The sequence below is a fragment of the Streptomyces sp. NPDC032721 genome (genome assembly GCF_055579625.1).
Window position 1 is genome coordinate 156,467 of record NZ_JBVIMX010000008.1, and the last position, 14,931, is coordinate 171,397.

The 14,931-nt window shown below is 72.2% G+C and carries 16 protein-coding genes; 7 read left to right on the plus strand and 9 right to left on the minus strand.

The features are described 5' to 3' along the window. Positions 1 to 11 precede the first annotated feature (11 nt). Positions 12 to 1,106 (minus strand): NADH:flavin oxidoreductase/NADH oxidase, encoded by a 1,095-nt coding sequence (locus ACZ5PB_RS18355; RefSeq protein WP_468692312.1) that lies wholly within the window; start codon positions 1,104 to 1,106, stop codon positions 12 to 14. Between the two features lie 137 nt (positions 1,107 to 1,243). Between ACZ5PB_RS18355 and ACZ5PB_RS18360 the strand changes: the two genes are divergently transcribed. Continuing rightward, positions 1,244 to 1,609 (plus strand): ArsR/SmtB family transcription factor, encoded by a 366-nt coding sequence (locus ACZ5PB_RS18360; RefSeq protein WP_468692313.1) that lies wholly within the window; start codon positions 1,244 to 1,246, stop codon positions 1,607 to 1,609. A gap of 53 nt (positions 1,610 to 1,662) precedes the next feature. Here the strand turns inward: ACZ5PB_RS18360 and ACZ5PB_RS18365 are convergent, their stop codons facing one another. Further along, a complete protein-coding gene (locus tag ACZ5PB_RS18365) occupies positions 1,663 to 3,012 on the minus strand; it encodes an FAD-dependent oxidoreductase (RefSeq protein ID WP_468692314.1) in 1,350 nt (449 codons plus the stop codon). Between the two features lie 286 nt (positions 3,013 to 3,298). Between ACZ5PB_RS18365 and ACZ5PB_RS18370 the strand changes: the two genes are divergently transcribed. Further along, complete coding sequence (locus ACZ5PB_RS18370) at positions 3,299 to 3,823, plus strand: DUF6214 family protein (RefSeq protein ID WP_468692315.1); 525 nt, start codon at positions 3,299 to 3,301, stop codon at positions 3,821 to 3,823. Between the two features lie 10 nt (positions 3,824 to 3,833). On the opposite strand, the gene ACZ5PB_RS18375 is transcribed toward ACZ5PB_RS18370, so the two are convergent. The 5 genes from ACZ5PB_RS18375 to ACZ5PB_RS18395 form a co-directional block, all read right to left on the minus strand. Next, positions 3,834 to 4,472: a TetR/AcrR family transcriptional regulator gene (locus ACZ5PB_RS18375; RefSeq protein WP_468692317.1), complete on the minus strand. Its 639-nt coding sequence runs from the start codon at positions 4,470 to 4,472 to the stop codon at positions 3,834 to 3,836. Between the two features lie 131 nt (positions 4,473 to 4,603). Beyond that, on the minus strand, positions 4,604 to 5,299 hold the full coding sequence (locus ACZ5PB_RS18380) for an HAD family hydrolase (protein ID WP_468692683.1): 696 nt from the start codon (positions 5,297 to 5,299) through the stop codon (positions 4,604 to 4,606). A gap of 2 nt (positions 5,300 to 5,301) precedes the next feature. Beyond that, the gene (locus ACZ5PB_RS18385) at positions 5,302 to 6,024 is read right to left on the minus strand and encodes a phosphatase PAP2 family protein (protein ID WP_468692318.1); all 723 of its coding nucleotides are present in this window, start codon (positions 6,022 to 6,024) and stop codon (positions 5,302 to 5,304) included. Positions 6,025 to 6,057: 33 nt separating this feature from the next. Continuing rightward, positions 6,058 to 7,002, minus strand: a complete 945-nt coding sequence (locus ACZ5PB_RS18390; protein ID WP_468692320.1) for a M56 family metallopeptidase — start codon at positions 7,000 to 7,002, stop codon at positions 6,058 to 6,060. Positions 7,003 to 7,095: 93 nt separating this feature from the next. Further along, positions 7,096 to 7,728 carry a DUF5134 domain-containing protein gene (locus tag ACZ5PB_RS18395; RefSeq protein ID WP_468692322.1) on the minus strand — a complete coding sequence of 211 codons (633 nt, stop codon included), beginning with the start codon at positions 7,726 to 7,728 and terminating at the stop codon, positions 7,096 to 7,098. Between the two features lie 210 nt (positions 7,729 to 7,938). On the opposite strand from ACZ5PB_RS18395, the gene ACZ5PB_RS18400 reads away from it, so the two are divergent. Next, a complete protein-coding gene (locus tag ACZ5PB_RS18400) occupies positions 7,939 to 8,487 on the plus strand; it encodes a GNAT family N-acetyltransferase (protein WP_468692324.1) in 549 nt (182 codons plus the stop codon). A gap of 42 nt (positions 8,488 to 8,529) precedes the next feature. Here ACZ5PB_RS18400 and ACZ5PB_RS18405 read toward each other — a convergent pair whose 3' ends face one another. Both ACZ5PB_RS18405 and ACZ5PB_RS18410 read right to left on the minus strand, forming a co-directional pair. Continuing rightward, positions 8,530 to 9,213, minus strand: a complete 684-nt coding sequence (locus ACZ5PB_RS18405) for a glycerophosphodiester phosphodiesterase (RefSeq protein WP_468692325.1) — start codon at positions 9,211 to 9,213, stop codon at positions 8,530 to 8,532. A 288-nt stretch (positions 9,214 to 9,501) separates the two neighbouring features. Continuing rightward, a complete protein-coding gene (locus ACZ5PB_RS18410; RefSeq protein ID WP_468692327.1) occupies positions 9,502 to 10,209 on the minus strand; it encodes a helix-turn-helix transcriptional regulator in 708 nt (235 codons plus the stop codon). A 52-nt stretch (positions 10,210 to 10,261) separates the two neighbouring features. Here ACZ5PB_RS18410 and ACZ5PB_RS18415 point away from each other — a divergent pair, with 52 nt between their 5' ends. From ACZ5PB_RS18415 to ACZ5PB_RS18430, 4 genes are all read left to right on the plus strand, one after another. Further along, positions 10,262 to 11,383: an LLM class flavin-dependent oxidoreductase gene (locus tag ACZ5PB_RS18415; RefSeq protein ID WP_468692329.1), complete on the plus strand. Its 1,122-nt coding sequence runs from the start codon at positions 10,262 to 10,264 to the stop codon at positions 11,381 to 11,383. Next, positions 11,380 to 12,642, plus strand: coding sequence for an alpha/beta hydrolase (locus ACZ5PB_RS18420; protein WP_468692331.1), 1,263 nt, complete (start codon positions 11,380 to 11,382; stop codon positions 12,640 to 12,642). Before ACZ5PB_RS18415 ends, ACZ5PB_RS18420 begins: the two co-directional genes overlap by 4 nt. 95 nt (positions 12,643 to 12,737) lie before the next feature. Next, positions 12,738 to 14,120 carry a DUF6421 family protein gene (locus tag ACZ5PB_RS18425; RefSeq protein ID WP_468692684.1) on the plus strand — a complete coding sequence of 461 codons (1,383 nt, stop codon included), beginning with the start codon at positions 12,738 to 12,740 and terminating at the stop codon, positions 14,118 to 14,120. Then, on the plus strand, positions 14,117 to 14,908 hold the full coding sequence (locus tag ACZ5PB_RS18430; protein WP_468692333.1) for an SDR family NAD(P)-dependent oxidoreductase: 792 nt from the start codon (positions 14,117 to 14,119) through the stop codon (positions 14,906 to 14,908). Before ACZ5PB_RS18425 ends, ACZ5PB_RS18430 begins: the two co-directional genes overlap by 4 nt. Positions 14,909 to 14,931: the final 23 nt, after the last annotated feature.

The window sequence follows — 14,931 nt, forward strand, 5'->3', positions numbered from 1 at the left end:
ACGGCTACTGATCAGACCGACCGGTGGTACTGGTCCGGCACCCGGACCTCGGCCCCGAGCTCGCGCGCCGCCTGCCGCGCGAAGGAAGGGTTACGGAGCAACTCCCGCCCCAGCAGCACCGCATCGGCCTCCCCGTTGGCGAGGATCTTCTCCGCCTGCGCCGCCTCGGTGATGAGACCGACGGCGGCGACGGGCAGCGAGGTCTCGCTCTTCACCCGGGCGGCGAAGGGCACTTGGTACCCGGGCCCGGTGGGGATGCGGACCCCGGAGGCGTTGCCGCCGGTCGAGACGTCGAGCAGGTCGACACCGTGCTCGTGGAGCTGCGCGGCGAACCGGACGGTCTCGTCCGCAGTCCAGCCGGGCGTCCCGCTCTCGCCGTCCTCCAGCCAGTCCGTCGCGGAGATGCGGAAGAACAGCGGCTTCTCCTGCGGCCAGACCGCACGCACGGCGTCCACGACTTCCAGCGGGAACCGGGTGCGGTTCTCGTACGAGCCCCCGTAGGCGTCGGTGCGCCGGTTGGAGTGCGGGGAGAGGAACTCGCCGATCAGATAGCCGTGGGCGCCGTGGATCTCGACCACCTCGAAGCCCGCTTCGAGCGCCCGGCGCGCGGCGTCCGCGAACTGCCCGACGATCCGCTCGATGTCCGAGGTGCTCAGCGACTCGGGCACCGGGTGCCCCTCGGCGAAGGGCACCGCGCTGGGGGCGACCGGCTGCCAGCCGTGCGCCTCGGGGCCCACGGGCTCGCCGCCCTTCCAGGGCCGGTCGGTCGACGCCTTGCGGCCACCGTGGCCGAGCTGGATCCCGGGGACGGTGCCCTGCCCCTTCAGGAAGGTGGTGACGCGCCGGAACGCCTCCTGCTGGGTCTCGTTCCACAGGCCCAGGTCGTACGGGCTGATCCGGCCCTCCGGGCTGACCGCGGTGGCCTCGACGAGGATCAGTCCGGTGCCGCCGGCGGCCCGCGCCGCGTAGTGGGCGAAGTGCCAGTCGCACGGAACTCCCGCCCCGGGTCCGTCGGGTGCGGCCGAGTACTGGCACATGGGAGCCATCCAGATCCGGTTCGGGATGGTCAGCTCGCGCAGGGTGAAGGGCGTGAAGAGGTTGCTCACAGCGGAATCCGTTCTCGGAGGGCCGGTTGCCGGTAGTACGATAAGCATCGTAGTACGACGCCTGTCAAACTACGAGGGGTCTCGTACAATGCCGTCGAGGCCGAAGGGCCCGTACTCCGAGCAAAAGGGAGGCCGTCATGGCCGCCACCGCCGCCACTGCCGCCGCCGCCGCAGCCGGCAGCCGCGAACTCGTCCACCCCACCCGCGCCGACATCCGGCTGGAAGGAGTGCTGCACGCCCTGTCCGACCCCATGCGGCTGCGCATCGTGCGTGAACTGGCCACGGCGGAGGACGAGCTCGCCTGTTCGGCCTTCGGGCTGCCGGTCACCAAGTCGACCAGCACCCACCACTTCCGCGTCCTGCGCGAGAGCGGCCTCATCCGGCAGGTCTACCGGGGCACCACGAAGCTGAACGAACTGCGCGGCGACGACCTGGAAGAACTCTTCCCCGGCCTACTGGAAACCGTCCTGGAGGCAGCCGAGTCGCAGGCCGCCCGCGACTGAACCGAGGCGGTCCGCCCGCAGCCGAACCGGAGCCCGTCCGCCGCCGAAGCCGGTCAGCTCACCCCGCCGCGCGCCGCCGCCAGCAGCCCCGCCCAGTCGGCGATCTTCACGGACCGCCGCCCCAGCGAGGCCCCGAGCGAGGACTCCGCCGCCTCGATCGCCAGCCACCCCGGCCACTCCACCGGACACAGCCCCAACTCCCGCATGACATCCAGGGGTTCATCGGCGACCCGGCGCTCGGCGAGCACCGCCGCGTCCGCGAGCAGCGAGCCCGCCGTCTCCTTCGCGCAAGGCCGGTTGGTGCCGATCACCCCCGTGGGCCCCCGCTTGATCCACCCCGCGACGTACTCCCCGGGCGAGGGCGCACCCTCCCGCAGCACCCGCCCGGCCGCGTGCGGCACCGTCCCGCGCGCCGGATCGAACGGCAGCCCCGGCACCGGCATCCCGTGATAGCCGACCGAACGCAGCACCAGCTGCGCCTCGATGTCCTCGTACGATCCCGTCCCGCGCACCCCGCCCGTCCCGTCCGGCACCGTCCTCTCGAACCGTACGGCGGCCACCCGGCCCGCCCCGGCGAGGAGTTCGACGGGACGCAGATGGAAGCGGAGCCGCAGTACGCGTGCGCGCGGGGGCGGCGGTGCGGCGGCCCAGCCGCGCAGCACCTCCACGTTGCGGCGCAGCGCGGTGGGCAGTCCCGAGGGGTCGACGTACGCCGGATCCAGGGCGAGTTCGGCCGGTTCCACCGAGACCGACGCCTGGGGCAGCGCGCCCAGTTCGCGCAGTTCCTTGGTGGTGAACTTGGCCTGCGAGGGGCCGCGCCGCCCCACCATGTGCACCTCGCGCACCGTCGACCCCGACAGCAGGTCCAGGGCGGGCTGCGGCACGTCCGTGGGCAGCAACTCACCGGCGCCGCGCGCCAGTACCCGCGCCACGTCCACCGCCACGTTGCCGACCCCGATCACCACCGCCGACCGCACCCCCAGCGCGAAGCCGCCCGGGTCCGCGTCAGGGTGGGCGCTGTACCAGGAGACGAACTCGGTGGCGGAGAAGCTGCCCGGCAGGTCCTCGCCCGGAATGCCGAGCCGTCGGTCGGTGGCGGCGCCGACGCAGTAGACCACCGCGTGGTAGAGCTCCAGCAGCCGGTGGGCGGGCAGTTCGGGCGTACCTGCCTCCATGTTGCCCACGAAGGTGACCCGTTCGTGCTCCAGGACCGTACGGAGCGTGCCCTGAAGGGACTTGATCTTCTCGTGGTCGGGGGCGACGCCGTACCTGACCAGGCCGTACGGACACGGCAGCCGGTCCAGTACGTGCACCCGGACATCGGGCACGACCGTCTGCTGGACCAGGGCCTGGGCCGTGTAGACCCCACTGGGGCCCGACCCGACGACTGCGACGCGAAGCACGGCGAAGCTCCCTCCCGCAGGGGTCTCCAGCATCGCACCGCTGCGGCGGCAGCGGCAGAGGGCGGCAGGGAGGTGCTCGGGGGAGTGCCACGGAGGGGTGCCGGGGGTGCTGCGCTAACGGAGTGCCATGTGGTGAGGGCGCGTGCGTGCCGTGGCGCCGCTGCGGGCGGGTGAAGCTACGTTGCCCTATGTGACGGAAAGTACCTATTGTGACGCAACTGCCCGTTATGAACCCAATGGTGCGGTTTCGGTATGGCCTGTCTGGGAACTGCAGGGCCACGGCACCGTGACCGCCGACCCCGACGGGGCCGGCTGCGGCGCCGGTCCGCGCCGCGACATCCTTCCGCCCTGGTTCAACGTACGGCTGACCTTCGCCGACGGAGCCCGGATCGACGTGCTCGCCGTGGTCTTCGAGGGGCGGGTCGCCGTCGAGGACATGCGGGCCGAACCACCGCTGTCGCTGGACGGTTTCGCCGCACTCGCCGACTGGATCGAAGGCCCGCTGGAGGACGCCTGCCGGGTCGTCGCCGAGCAGTACGCAGCCGGTGCGACGTCCTCGCGCGGCTTCCGCGCCGGCGGCCCGGGCTTCGACGAGGAGCCCCCGGGCAAGCGCCGGGCCCGCCCCTCCTGGCCGCGCGGCAGCGCCGGCCGCAGAGTCGCAGCCGAGGCCTACCGGGCGGCCCAGGAGGAGGGCAAGGACCCGGTGCTCGCGGTGATGTACGCGACCGGGCGCAGCCGCCGCAAGTCCCTCAAGGTCATCGCGGGCGCCCGCGACGAGGGGTACCTGGCTCCCCGCCACAACCGCCGCTGAACCGGCTTCCTCACCGGCCCGGCGTGCCCGCGGCGACCGTGCCGCCGGGCGGAGCCCCGTCCGGCGGCACCCCCATCTCCCAGTCCAGTCCGTACCGCTGGAAGAGCTCGGCCCGCAGCTCCGCGAGCGGCATCGCCGCCCCCGGCAGCAGCATCGCGAAGACCGCCCCCATCAGCAGTGCCCGCAGCAACGGGTACGCGGAGTCGGGGTCCGGCGCCCCGTACCGCCGCACTGCGCCCTTCAGCACCTCCGCGAGCTGCCGTTGCTCGGGGCACTGCACGAAACCCTCGGCCTGGAGGATGCCCGCCATGTGCGTGCGCATCAGTACCGGACGCTCGTTCGCGAGCCCCAGCACCGCGTCCACCGCCCGCGCGAGCACCTGTGGACCCTCGGCCGGGCTCGGTTCGCGCTCCAGCGCCTCGCGGATCGTCCGGTGCATCAGCCGGTGCACGGCGGACTGCAGCAGCTGCCGCTTGCCGGGGAAGTAGTACGAGACCAGGCCGCGCGCCGAACCGGCCCGGTCCGCGATGTCACCCAGGGTGGTCGCCTCGTAACCACGTTCGCTCACCAGCTCCACCGTCGCCTGCAGAATCCGCTCGCGGGAACGGCGGCGCAACTCTTCATTGACCGATGCGCTGCGCGGGGACATCCTGTAACTCCTGCGTTGACTGGCTCCGAGCCAATATACTCAGCGCGGTTCCGTCCCCCCTTCGTGAGGGCGGGGACGGATGTGCTGCGCTGCAGCCTTGGGCGACGCGGGGGATCGCCCAAGGCTGTGGTTCAGCCGAGCAGGCCCAGCACCGGGCGCAGCCCGTCGGGGCGCTCCGCGACCGGCAGGTGGTCCACGAAGTGCACGGCGCAGCCCAGCGCGGCGGCCCCGCCGTCGGCACGCCGGTCGTCGCCCACCATCAGGACACCGGCCGGATCCTGCCCCAGTGCCTCGCAGGCCGTGCGGAACAGCCGGGGGTCGGGCTTCTGGACACCGTGTTCGTACGACAGGACATAGGCGTCGACGTACCGGTCGAGGCCGTGCTCCCGGAACACCGGGCGAAGGTCCCAGCCGATGTTGCTCACCACGCCCACCGCCACCCCGCGCGCGTGCAGCGACTCAAGGACCTCCCGGGCGTCGGGGTAGGGCTGCCAGGCGGCCGGTGTCCGGTGGCGCTCGTACAGCTCGTCGTGCAGGGCGTCGTCCGGGAGCTCCACCTGGCGGGAGAGGCCGGTGTACGCGGCCCGGTGCCGCTCCATGGTCTCGTCGCGGGTCGCCCACAGTCCGGCCAGTTCCGGCGGCATCCGCAGCGGATCGGCCCCGCCCGGCAGGGCGCCCGCCTCCTCCAGGAGGGCGGCGTACCCGTCCAGTTCGGCCTCGGTCAGGGACAGGCCAGGGGAGCGGTCCGCGACCACCGCGCGCAGCCAGGAGCGGGTCGACTCGATGCGCAGCAGGGTGCCGGAGAAATCGAAGAGCACGGCTTTGATCGTCATGGCGCCGAGCATTCCCGAGCTGCGGTCCGGTGCGCGTAAAGGGCGGCGGCCAGCAGCACCAGCGCGGCCCCGAGCAGCCAGCCGCCCAGTACGTCGGTGAACCAGTGCACCCCCAGATACATCCGGGTGAGGCCCACGCCCAGCGCCGACACCACACCCACCACCAGCAGCGCGATCCGCGCCGGGCCCCTCCTGCCGTGCAGCCGCAGCACCCACAGCAGCAGACCGAAGGTGACCGTCGCCGTCATCGCGTGCCCGGAGGGGAACGCGGCGTAGTGCGCGGAATCGACCGGGTCGGGCCACAGCGGACGCTCGCGCCCCACCACCCACTTCAGGAACTGCTGCACCAGCGCACCGGCCAGGCTCGTCGCCGCGATCCACCCCGCGATCAGCCGCTCGCCACGCATCAGCAGCCACACGAAGACCACCGCGATCACCAGACGCATGGTCCAGGGGTCCCAGATCCAGTCGGAGAAGATCCGGTTGGCCTGCGTCAGCCCCGGCTCCTCGACGGCCAGCCGGTGGAGGCTGTTCGCGAGGTCGCCGTCGAGGGCGAGCAGCGGAGCCCACCGGGCGGCGACCAGGCCCAGCAGCAGGCCGAACAGTCCGGTGAGCACGGCACCCGCGAGGAGCACGGGCGACGGCGAGCGGGGGGAGGGGTGCCGGGAAGGACGCCCGGGAGGACGGGAGGAGGACGGGCCGGAATCGGGGGAGCGCATGAGGTGATACTTGCCGACCAGCGGTGGATCAAGCTATCCGAGGGCGCTGAGTCCCGGCACGAATGCCACCACCAGCGGTACGACGGGCACCAGCGCACACGCCGCGGTGAGCCGCAGCCGACGGCCCGGACTGAGCCGGGGCACCGGGGAGAGCAGCCGGTTCACCCGCTGCGGAAGACCCGCGTCCGGTGACGACGAAGGTCCGAACACCCCACGGTGCTCGTTCAGTTCGACCAGGGCGAGCGCCGTCGTCAGCCGGCCGTGCCGCTTGGACGCCATGTCGTCGGCGGCCAGCTCGACCAGGTGGTGCATCTCGTCGCGGAACGCGGCGAACACCGGGATCCGGGGAAAGCCCTCGGCCAGCGCACCCGAGCAGTGCAGCAGCCAGTCGTGCCTGGCCCGCGCGTGTCCCTGCTCGTGGGCGACCACCGCGTCCAGCTGACGGCCCTTGAGACGGCGCAGCGCCGCCGTGGTGATGACCAGCCGGGGTTCGGTGCCGGGGGTGCCTGGCAGCCACCTGGCGTCCGGGTGCTCTCCCTCCAGGACCACGAGGCGGTCCTCGCCGGGCTCCTCGCCGGGCAACGCCGGGGCGCGTACCAGCAGTTCCGCGCGGTGCTGCTTGCGCCGGGTGCGCGACCGGTGGATCTCCCGGGTCAGCATCGCACCCGTCCACACCCCGCAGCCCGCCAGGACGACCGCGAGCACGGCGGCCCACGGGCCGCCCGCGCTCAGGGCGTACGCCTCGACGACCCCGTGCGGTGCGGAGGCGAAGACGTGGCCGCGCACCAGCTGCCAGGCGGCCGCCGCGCTGAACGTCATCGCGAGCGCGAAGCACAGCAGGACACCGCCCACCACGCACTGCCACATCCACAGCGCGACCACGGGTTCCCGCTCCCGCCAGTCCGTCGCCGCGAGGAGCCGCGGAGCGACGAGGGCGGTCAGCAGGCCGAGTACCAGCAGCGCCAGGGAGACCGTCATGGCCCCAGCCTATGAGGGCGGCCCCGGCCGCGGTACGGACGCGGACCGGGAGTGACGTACGACACGGTGGATCATGTTTCAAACGGGAGCGGCTCAGAGCGCGAGCAGCATCGTCAGCATGCCCAGCGCCATCGCGAGACGGCAGGCGAGCGCCAGTTCCGGACGCGCCCCCCAGGCCACCGTCCCGGTCACGCCCGCGGAGGCTCCCGCAGAGGTTCCCGCGGAGGTCGCCGCCGCCGGCACGGGGAGCAGCCGCGCCCCCACCCGCAGCACGTACACCGCGTAATAGACCAGCAGCGCCCCGGTGAGCAGCGGAACCCCGCCCGCGACGGCGTGACCGACGTGTCCGCCGCCCGCGCCCGGGGCCATGGCCACCGCCATGTACACCATCGCCACGGAACCGATAAGATGGTGCAGCCGGTGCGCGTGCGCAGCCGACTCACCCCCGTTCCCGGCCACGTCACCACGGCCGCGCCCCGGCAGGACCGCGCCCCGCGCCCACCACAGCGCCCGCAGCGCCGCCCCGCCGAACACCACCGCGTACACCGCCCAGCTCCACTCCGGCGGCGCGAACACGGCGGCGGGCACCGCCATCACGGCCATCCCGAACCCCATCAGCGCCTCACCGCGGGCCACCCCGCGCTGCTCCTCGGGACCGCTGCGCATCCGCAGCAGGCAGTAGGCACTCGTCAGCCCGCACAGTGCCACCAGTAGCCAGCCGGACATCGCCGTTCCGTGCACGGCGTCCCTCCCCGCTCGGGTACTCCACGACTTGTCGACAGGTCGAGGAGTCGATGCCCGCATTGCCCGGGGCGCACGCATGCGCAACGGCACACGGGGGGAGCGCGGAGCCGCGTTAGGGTCGCAGGATCTTCCGTGCGCACATCCGCCGCCACAGCAACAGCCGCCACCGCACCAGCAGAGGGAAACACCGCCATGAACACCACTTCGCACCCGGTCTCCGGGGAACTCGTCTTCCGTGACGCCGCCGAGGGCGACGCGCAGGCCCTGGCCGGACTCGTCGAATCGGCCTACCGGGGCGACAGCAGCCGCGCGGGATGGACCACCGAGGCGGACATCCTCCAGGGCCAGCGGACCGACCCCGAAGGCGTCCTCGAAGCCATCGCCGCCCCCGGCAGCCGCCTGCTCGCCGTCGAGCGCGACGGCGAGCTCATCGCCTGCTGCCGCATCGAACACCGGGGCGAGGCCGGCTTCTTCGGCATGTTCGCGGTACGCCCCGGGCTCCAGGGCGGCGGACTGGGCAAGGCGATCATCGCCGAGGCGGAGCGGCTGGCGCAGGAGACCTGGGGGGTCCGGGAGATGCGGATGACCGTGATCTCCGTACGGCACGAGCTGATCGCCTGGTACGAGCGCCGGGGCTACCGCCGTACGGGACAGATGACGCCCTTCCCGTACGGCGACGAGCGCTTCGGCATCCCGCAGCGCGACGACCTCCAGTTCGAGCTGCTCACCAAGGAGCTCTGAGCACCGGAGGCCGGCGGGCGCCGCTCGCCCGCTCCGCGACCCTCACGCCATGAAGCGGCCGGTCCTGCGGATCTCCGGGAAGTCGGTGGTCACCCCGTCCAGCTCCAGCGCGTGGGCCAGCCGCAGTTCCTCCGGGGTGTTCGCCACCCAGCCGATCACCCGCAGCTTCCCGGCGTGCGCCAGGTGGACGGTCTCCAGGGTGAGCCGCTGCAGGTCGAGCACGAGGGCCCCGGCTCCCGCCGCCAGGGCCCGCTCGACCACCTCCGGACCGTAGAACTGGGCGACCAGGGCCGTCCGCACCCCGGGCACCAGCGCCGAGATCCGCTCCAGCGCCTCGTCGTGGAACGACAGCACCTCGACGCGGTCCACCAGTGCGCGCCGGTGCATGACCTCGGCCAGTGCCTGTGCGGCGGCCACGTCCTTGATCTCGGCCTGGAGCGGAGCGGTGACCGCGTCCAGGACTTCCTCGAAGAGCGGAATGCGCTGGCCCTTCCCGGCGTCGAGGGTGCGCAGCTCCGCGAGGGTCATCCCGGCGATCGGGCCGTGCCCGTCGGTGGTGCGGTCCACGTCGGGATCGTGCATGACGACGAGTGCGCCGTCCTTGCTCAGGTGCAGATCGAGTTCGATGACGTCCATGCCCGCCTGCTGGGCGTGGAGGAAGGAGCTCAGGGTGTTCTCGGGTTCGACACCCATGACTCCGCGATGACCGATGGTGAGGAAAGACAAGGCGATCTCGCTTCCGTCGACGGCGGCTCAAAGCGACTCGGAACTTATCGGCGAGGACTCGCGAGAAGCCTAGCGGCCGGCCTCCGCAACGGAACCCGGCTGACGTGCGGAAGTGGAATCCTCGGTCTGGATGTTCGCGATTCCGAGGATCAGAGCGGTGACGAGGGCGGCGAGAAGAATGGCGCGCATGCTCACGGGGGACGTCTCCAGGTACATGGGGGAGTGGCGGCGGTACGTAGGACAGGGTGGGACCGTCCTACCGCCGTACGGGACCCGGTTGGGCCTCCGTCACCCGTCCGTGGGCGTGTGCGGCGGGAGTTGACGGAGTGCGCGCGGGTCCGTGGGGGCGGTGAGGGGCGTCGGTTCCGCGAGGTCCGCGAGGTCCGCGAGGTCCGCGAGTTCCGTGAGGTCCGTGAGCATCGCCCGCGCCAGCTCCAGTTCCGCGAGGTGCTGGCGCTCCGCCCAGCGCAGCGCCACCCGGGGGTGCGCCCAGTCCGCCACCCCGTCGGCCCGCCGCTGGGCCTCCCGTACTTCCGCCAACTCCCCTTCCGTACGCGCGATATGGGAGGCAATCCGGTCGCGCAGCCGGTCGGGGTCCGCGAGGTGGCCGAGCCAGACGCGCAGCACGAGCGGGTGCTTCAGTACGGGCGGCTCGACGTCCTCGGTGCCGTCGGCCCACCCGGTGAGCGCCTCGCGGCCCGCGCCGGTGATCGCGTAACTCCGTTTGGTGCGCGGCTCCTCGGGGCCCGAGCGGCGCGACGTGACGTACCCCAGGGACTCCAGTCTGCGCAGCTCGGCGTAGATCTGGCTGAGCGCGGGCGAGAAGTAGAAGAAGCGCAGCGAGGAGTCCGCCCACTTCTTCAGCTCGTACCCGGTGCGCTCGCCGGGGAAGGACAGCAGGCCGAGCACCGCCCAGGCGGTGGCCGGGAGTTCGGGGATCGCGGCGGGTCCGTCGCGTCGTGCGTCTTGCTTCTTCGGGACCTGACGACTAGTCATATGACGAATTGAAGTAAGGGCGGAGCACGGAAATCAACCCCCTGGAGGGGCCGTGGAATTCTCAGTCATCTTCGAGGCCCAGTTGGCCGACCCCACCCCCGAGCGCGAGCGCCAGGTCATCCGCGACAGCGTCGAACAGGCCGTACTCGCCGAGCAGATGGGCTTCGACCGGGTCTGGGCCGTCGAGCACCACTCCCTCAAGTGGTACGCGCACATGTCCGCGCCCGAGGTGTTCCTCGCGTACGTCGCCGCCAAGACCTCGACCATCCGGATCGGCCACGGCGTCGTCTGCATGCCGTTCGCCTTCAACCACCCCGCCCGGGTGGCCGAGCGCGCCGCCATGCTCGACCTGCTCTCCGGCGGACGGCTCGACCTCGGTGCCGGGCGCGGCGGCACCGAGCAGGAGACCTCGCTGTGCGGAGTCGACCGCGACCGTACGGCCCAGGAGGTCGAGGAGGGCCTGAGGATCATCGGCAAGGCCTGGCAGAACGACGAACTGGAGTACCACGGCGAGCTCATCGACATCGATCCACACCCGATCCTGCCGCGCCCCCGGCAGACCCCGCACCCGCCGCTCTTCCTCGCCTGCAGCCGTACCGAAACCCTCACCCGGGCCGCCGAACTGGGCGTCGGCGCCCTGGTGATGGGCTTCGCCGGACCCGACTCGATCGCCGGGATGCGGCAGACCTACGACGCGGCGCGCGCGGCCCGGGGCGACGCGCGCTTCGTGTCGACCGTCGTCAACGACCACTTCTCGGTGCTCTGCCCCACCATCGTCCTGGACGACGGCGAGCGGGCCCGCAGCATCGGCATCCGGGGCCAGCGCTTCTTCGCCCAGTCCATCGGCCACTGGTACGGCGGCGCGGGCATCCCCGACGAGGCGGTCGTGGAGGGCACCGACGAGGCGGCCGAGATGCGCAGGGCGGCCGAACAGGTGGTGGCACACCTGCACGAGCACGACATCCCGGTACGCCCGAACTCGACGGCCACCTTCAACCCCGACCACGCCTACGGCACCGCCGACGACGCCATCGCATACGTGGAACGGCTCAGGGACGCGGGCGCCGACGAGATCATGTGCCTGATCCAGATGGGCACCGTCCCGCAGGAAGCCTGCCTGGAGACGCTGCGTCAGTGGGGCCAAAAGGTCATCCCACACTTCAGGGAGCTGTGACCCCCGTGACCGCGTACCGGCCCGCGGCCTCCGACCGGCCTGCCGAGCCCGACCGGTCTGTTGCGTCTGCGGCGTCCGACCGGCCTGCCGTCTCCGACCGGCCTGTTGCGTCCGCGGCCCCCGACTGGCCTGCGGCCTCCGACCGGTACGCCGCTCCCGACCGGCCCGATGCCCCCGACCGGCCCGTTGCGTCCGCTTCCCCCGACCGGCCCGATGCCTCCCACCGGCCCATTCCGTCTGCCGCCCCCGACCAACCCGCCGCCCCCGACCGCCTCGACCCCGCCGCTCGTCCCCTCGTCGACCTGCTTGCCGCGGCGTTTCCCGATCTCGGTGGCGCCGTCACCGACGCCGTCGAGGCGCGTCGCCTTCTGGCCGTTGCGCCGGGGGCCGGGCGGGTGGCGCTGCCGGTCGGCTTCGTCGAGGAGCGGGCGGTTCCCGGTCCGGCGGGGGCGCCGCCCGTGCCCGTCAGGGTTTATCTGCCCGACCGGCCCGCCCCGTTTCCCACCGTCGTCTTCTTCCACGGCGGCGGATTCAGCATCTGCGGGCTCGACTCCCACGATGCGACCGTGCGCAAGCTGTGCCGCGACGCGGGGGCGGCCGTCGTTTCCGTGGATTACCGGCTGGCCCCGGAGGCGCCCTTCCCGGCGGCCGTCGAGGATGCCTACGCGGCGCTGCTCTGGGCCGCCGGACACCTCGGCGAGCTGGGCGGCGATCCCGGTGCCCTGGTCGTCGCGGGCGACAGCGCGGGCGGCGCGCTCGCCACCGTCGCCGCCCGCATCGCCCGCGAGCGCGGCGGCCCGGACCTCGCGCTGCAGGTGCTGCTCTACCCGGTGCTCGACGCCGCCCAGGACACCGACTCGTACCGCCGCAACGCCACCGGCTACTTCCTGACGGCCGCTCACATGCGGTGGTTCTGGGAGCAGTACCTCGGCCCCGCCGGGCCCGGGAGCCCCGACGCCCGCCATCCGTACGCCTCCCCGCTGCGGGCCCCGGACCCGGCCGGGCTGCCTCCCGCCCTCGTGCTGACGGCGGGCTGCGACCCGCTCTGCGACGAGGGGAGGGCTTACGCCTCCGCATTGCGGGCAGCAGGGGTGAAGGTCGCCGAGGAGCACTTCCCGGCGATGTTCCACGGGTTCCTGGGGTTCACCGAAGCACTGGTGGACTCCCGCGCCGCCATGTCCGCCGTCGCCGGAGCCATCGCCGCCACCGGGGTGTCGGACAGGAAGACTTCCGGTGATCTGGGGGGTGCCACAGGATAATTTCCCACGGACCTCTTGTGTGGAAGAACCGTAGATGGATACGGTTCCTTTACGCGAGGTTCTCCCGTGGAGGAAGTGACATGACGCAAAATCTGATGCAGGACATTGCTGGTGGAGCCATAGCCGAGGCCTCGCGGGTGATCGACCACCCGGCGTGGGCGGCGCTGAAGCGCTCCGTCGAGGAGATCCGGCCCTGGCAGTCCGCCGACGGATCCATCGACTTCGACGCCGACGGCGCCCCGACGCGCGCCCTCGCCGGGGCCACGCTCGACCAGGTGATCACCGCGGTCGGGGAGCTCTCCCCGCTGCTGCCGCACGACGAGGCGTACCACCGGGCGCTCGCGAGCGACCTCCGCGCCTGGGCCGACGCCGGATTCGGCGTCCCCGACTTCCTCGACTCGCTGCTCGCCTTCCAGCCCGCCCTCGCGCGCGCCGACGGCCTCCAGCACCTCGTGCTCTTCCCGATGTACACCCAGAACGGCAACCCGGACCGCAACCTCGAAGCCGTCGTGCTGCGCATGGTGTGGCCCGAGTGGCTGGCGGAGCTGGAGCGCACGCGCTACGACAACCCGCTGTTCTGCGGCATCACCTTCGAGGACTTCACCTCGGGCTACGACACCAACTCCGCCGTGCTCTTCCCCGAGACCATCGCCGTGCGCCAGGCGCCGGAACGATTCACCTGGGGCGGCATCTTCTGCGACCGCGAAGCGGCCCGCTTCCGCGCGGTCACCGAGGCGGCCGTGGACATCCTCGGTGTCGAGCTCCCCGAGGACATCCGGGCCATGGTCGCCGACCAGGACCGCTGCCAGGAGGCCTTCGTCCTGTGGGACATGGTCCACGACCGCACGCACAGCCACGGCGACCTGCCCTTCGACCCCTTCATGATCAAGCAGCGCCAGCCGTTCTGGATGTACGGGCTCGAAGAGCTGCGCTGCGACCTCACCGCCTTCAAGGAGGCCGTGAAGCTGGAGGCCGACGGCGTCAAGCAGGGCCGCGACGTGCAGTACGCGGTGCTCTTCGACCGGATGTTCCGCTTCCCGGTCACCGGCGAGCGGGTCCGCAACTACGACGGTCTCGGCGGCCAGCTCCTCTTCGCGTACCTGCACAAGCACGACGTGGTGCGCTGGACCGACAACACCCTCAAGATCGACTGGGAGCGGGCCCCGCAGGTCACCAACCAGCTCTGCGGCGAGATCGAGGACCTGTACCGGGCGGGCATCGACCGGCCGAAGCTGGTCCACTGGTTCGCCGCGTACGACCTGGTCTCGACCTATCTCGCCCCGCACCCGGGATCCCGCTGGGCCAAGGGCCCCGACGCCCTGGACCTGTCGCTGCCGCCGCGGAAACTGGTCGACGACGTGCTTCCTGACGAGTTTCCGCTGAGCATGTTCTATGAGGCGCTTTCCAAGAAGCTCAAGACCGTGATCGCCTCCACCAAGGGCATCACCGCGGCGAGCGCCGAGCGGGTGGCCGCATGAGCTCCCGCGCCGAGGAGGCGACCGACATGAACGCAGCCAACCCTCCCGAGGGCCCTCTGGACGGTGCCGTCATCGCGGTGGCGGGGGCGGCGGGGCCGGCGGGGCGCGCCACCCTCCTGCGGCTCGCCGAGGCCGGTGCCACGGTCGTCGGGGCGGACGCGGACGCCGCCCGTCTCGCGGAGGCCGTGGACGCCGCCAGGTACGCGCACGGCGGGGCCACCGTCACCGGTGACACCGTGGACCTGCTCGACCTGGAGGCGACGCGCGCCTGGGCCGACAAGACCGAGAAGGAATTCGGCCGGATCGACGGCATGATCCACCTCGTCGGCGGCTGGCGCGGCTCCGCGTCCTTCGCGGAGACCGACCTCGCCGACTGGGACCTGCTGGAGAAGCTGCTGATCCGCACGGTGCAGCACACCTCGCTCGCCTTCCAGGGCGGCCTGGAGCGCAGCGACCGGGGCCGCTACCTGCTGATCAGCGCCGCCGGAGCCTCGAAGCCGACCGCCGGGAACGCCGCGTACGCCGCCTCCAAGGCCGCCGCCGAGGCGTGGACGCTGGCCCTGGGCGACGCCTTCCGCAAGGCCGGGGGCGAGGACGGGCCGCGTACCGCTGCTGCCATCCTGGTGATCAAGGCACTGGTGCACGACGCGATGCGCGCCGAGCGCCCGAATGCGAAGTTCGCGGGCTTCACGGACGTCACGGAGCTGGCCGAGGCCATCGCCGGGGTCTGGGACAAGCCCGCATCCGAAGTGAATGGACAGCGCCTGTGGCTGACCCCCAAGCCGTGACCACGACCACCACGGTGACGACC

What these genes read in the sequence shown, in the direction of transcription:
- ACZ5PB_RS18360 (WP_468692313.1), top strand. Translation starts at nt 1,244, where the DNA reads ATGGCCGCCACCGCCGCCACTGCCGCCGCCGCCGCAGCCGGCAGCCGC.
- ACZ5PB_RS18375 (WP_468692317.1), bottom strand. Translation starts at nt 4,472, where the DNA reads ATGTCCCCGCGCAGCGCATCGGTCAATGAAGAGTTGCGCCGCCGTTCC.
- ACZ5PB_RS18385 (WP_468692318.1), bottom strand. Translation starts at nt 6,024, where the DNA reads ATGCGCTCCCCCGATTCCGGCCCGTCCTCCTCCCGTCCTCCCGGGCGT.
- ACZ5PB_RS18390 (WP_468692320.1), bottom strand. Translation starts at nt 7,002, where the DNA reads ATGACGGTCTCCCTGGCGCTGCTGGTACTCGGCCTGCTGACCGCCCTC.
- ACZ5PB_RS18395 (WP_468692322.1), bottom strand. Translation starts at nt 7,728, where the DNA reads ATGTCCGGCTGGCTACTGGTGGCACTGTGCGGGCTGACGAGTGCCTAC.
- ACZ5PB_RS18400 (WP_468692324.1), top strand. Translation starts at nt 7,939, where the DNA reads ATGAACACCACTTCGCACCCGGTCTCCGGGGAACTCGTCTTCCGTGAC.
- ACZ5PB_RS18410 (WP_468692327.1), bottom strand. Translation starts at nt 10,209, where the DNA reads ATGACTAGTCGTCAGGTCCCGAAGAAGCAAGACGCACGACGCGACGGA.
- ACZ5PB_RS18425 (WP_468692684.1), top strand. Translation starts at nt 12,738, where the DNA reads ATGCAGGACATTGCTGGTGGAGCCATAGCCGAGGCCTCGCGGGTGATC.
- ACZ5PB_RS18430 (WP_468692333.1), top strand. Translation starts at nt 14,117, where the DNA reads ATGAGCTCCCGCGCCGAGGAGGCGACCGACATGAACGCAGCCAACCCT.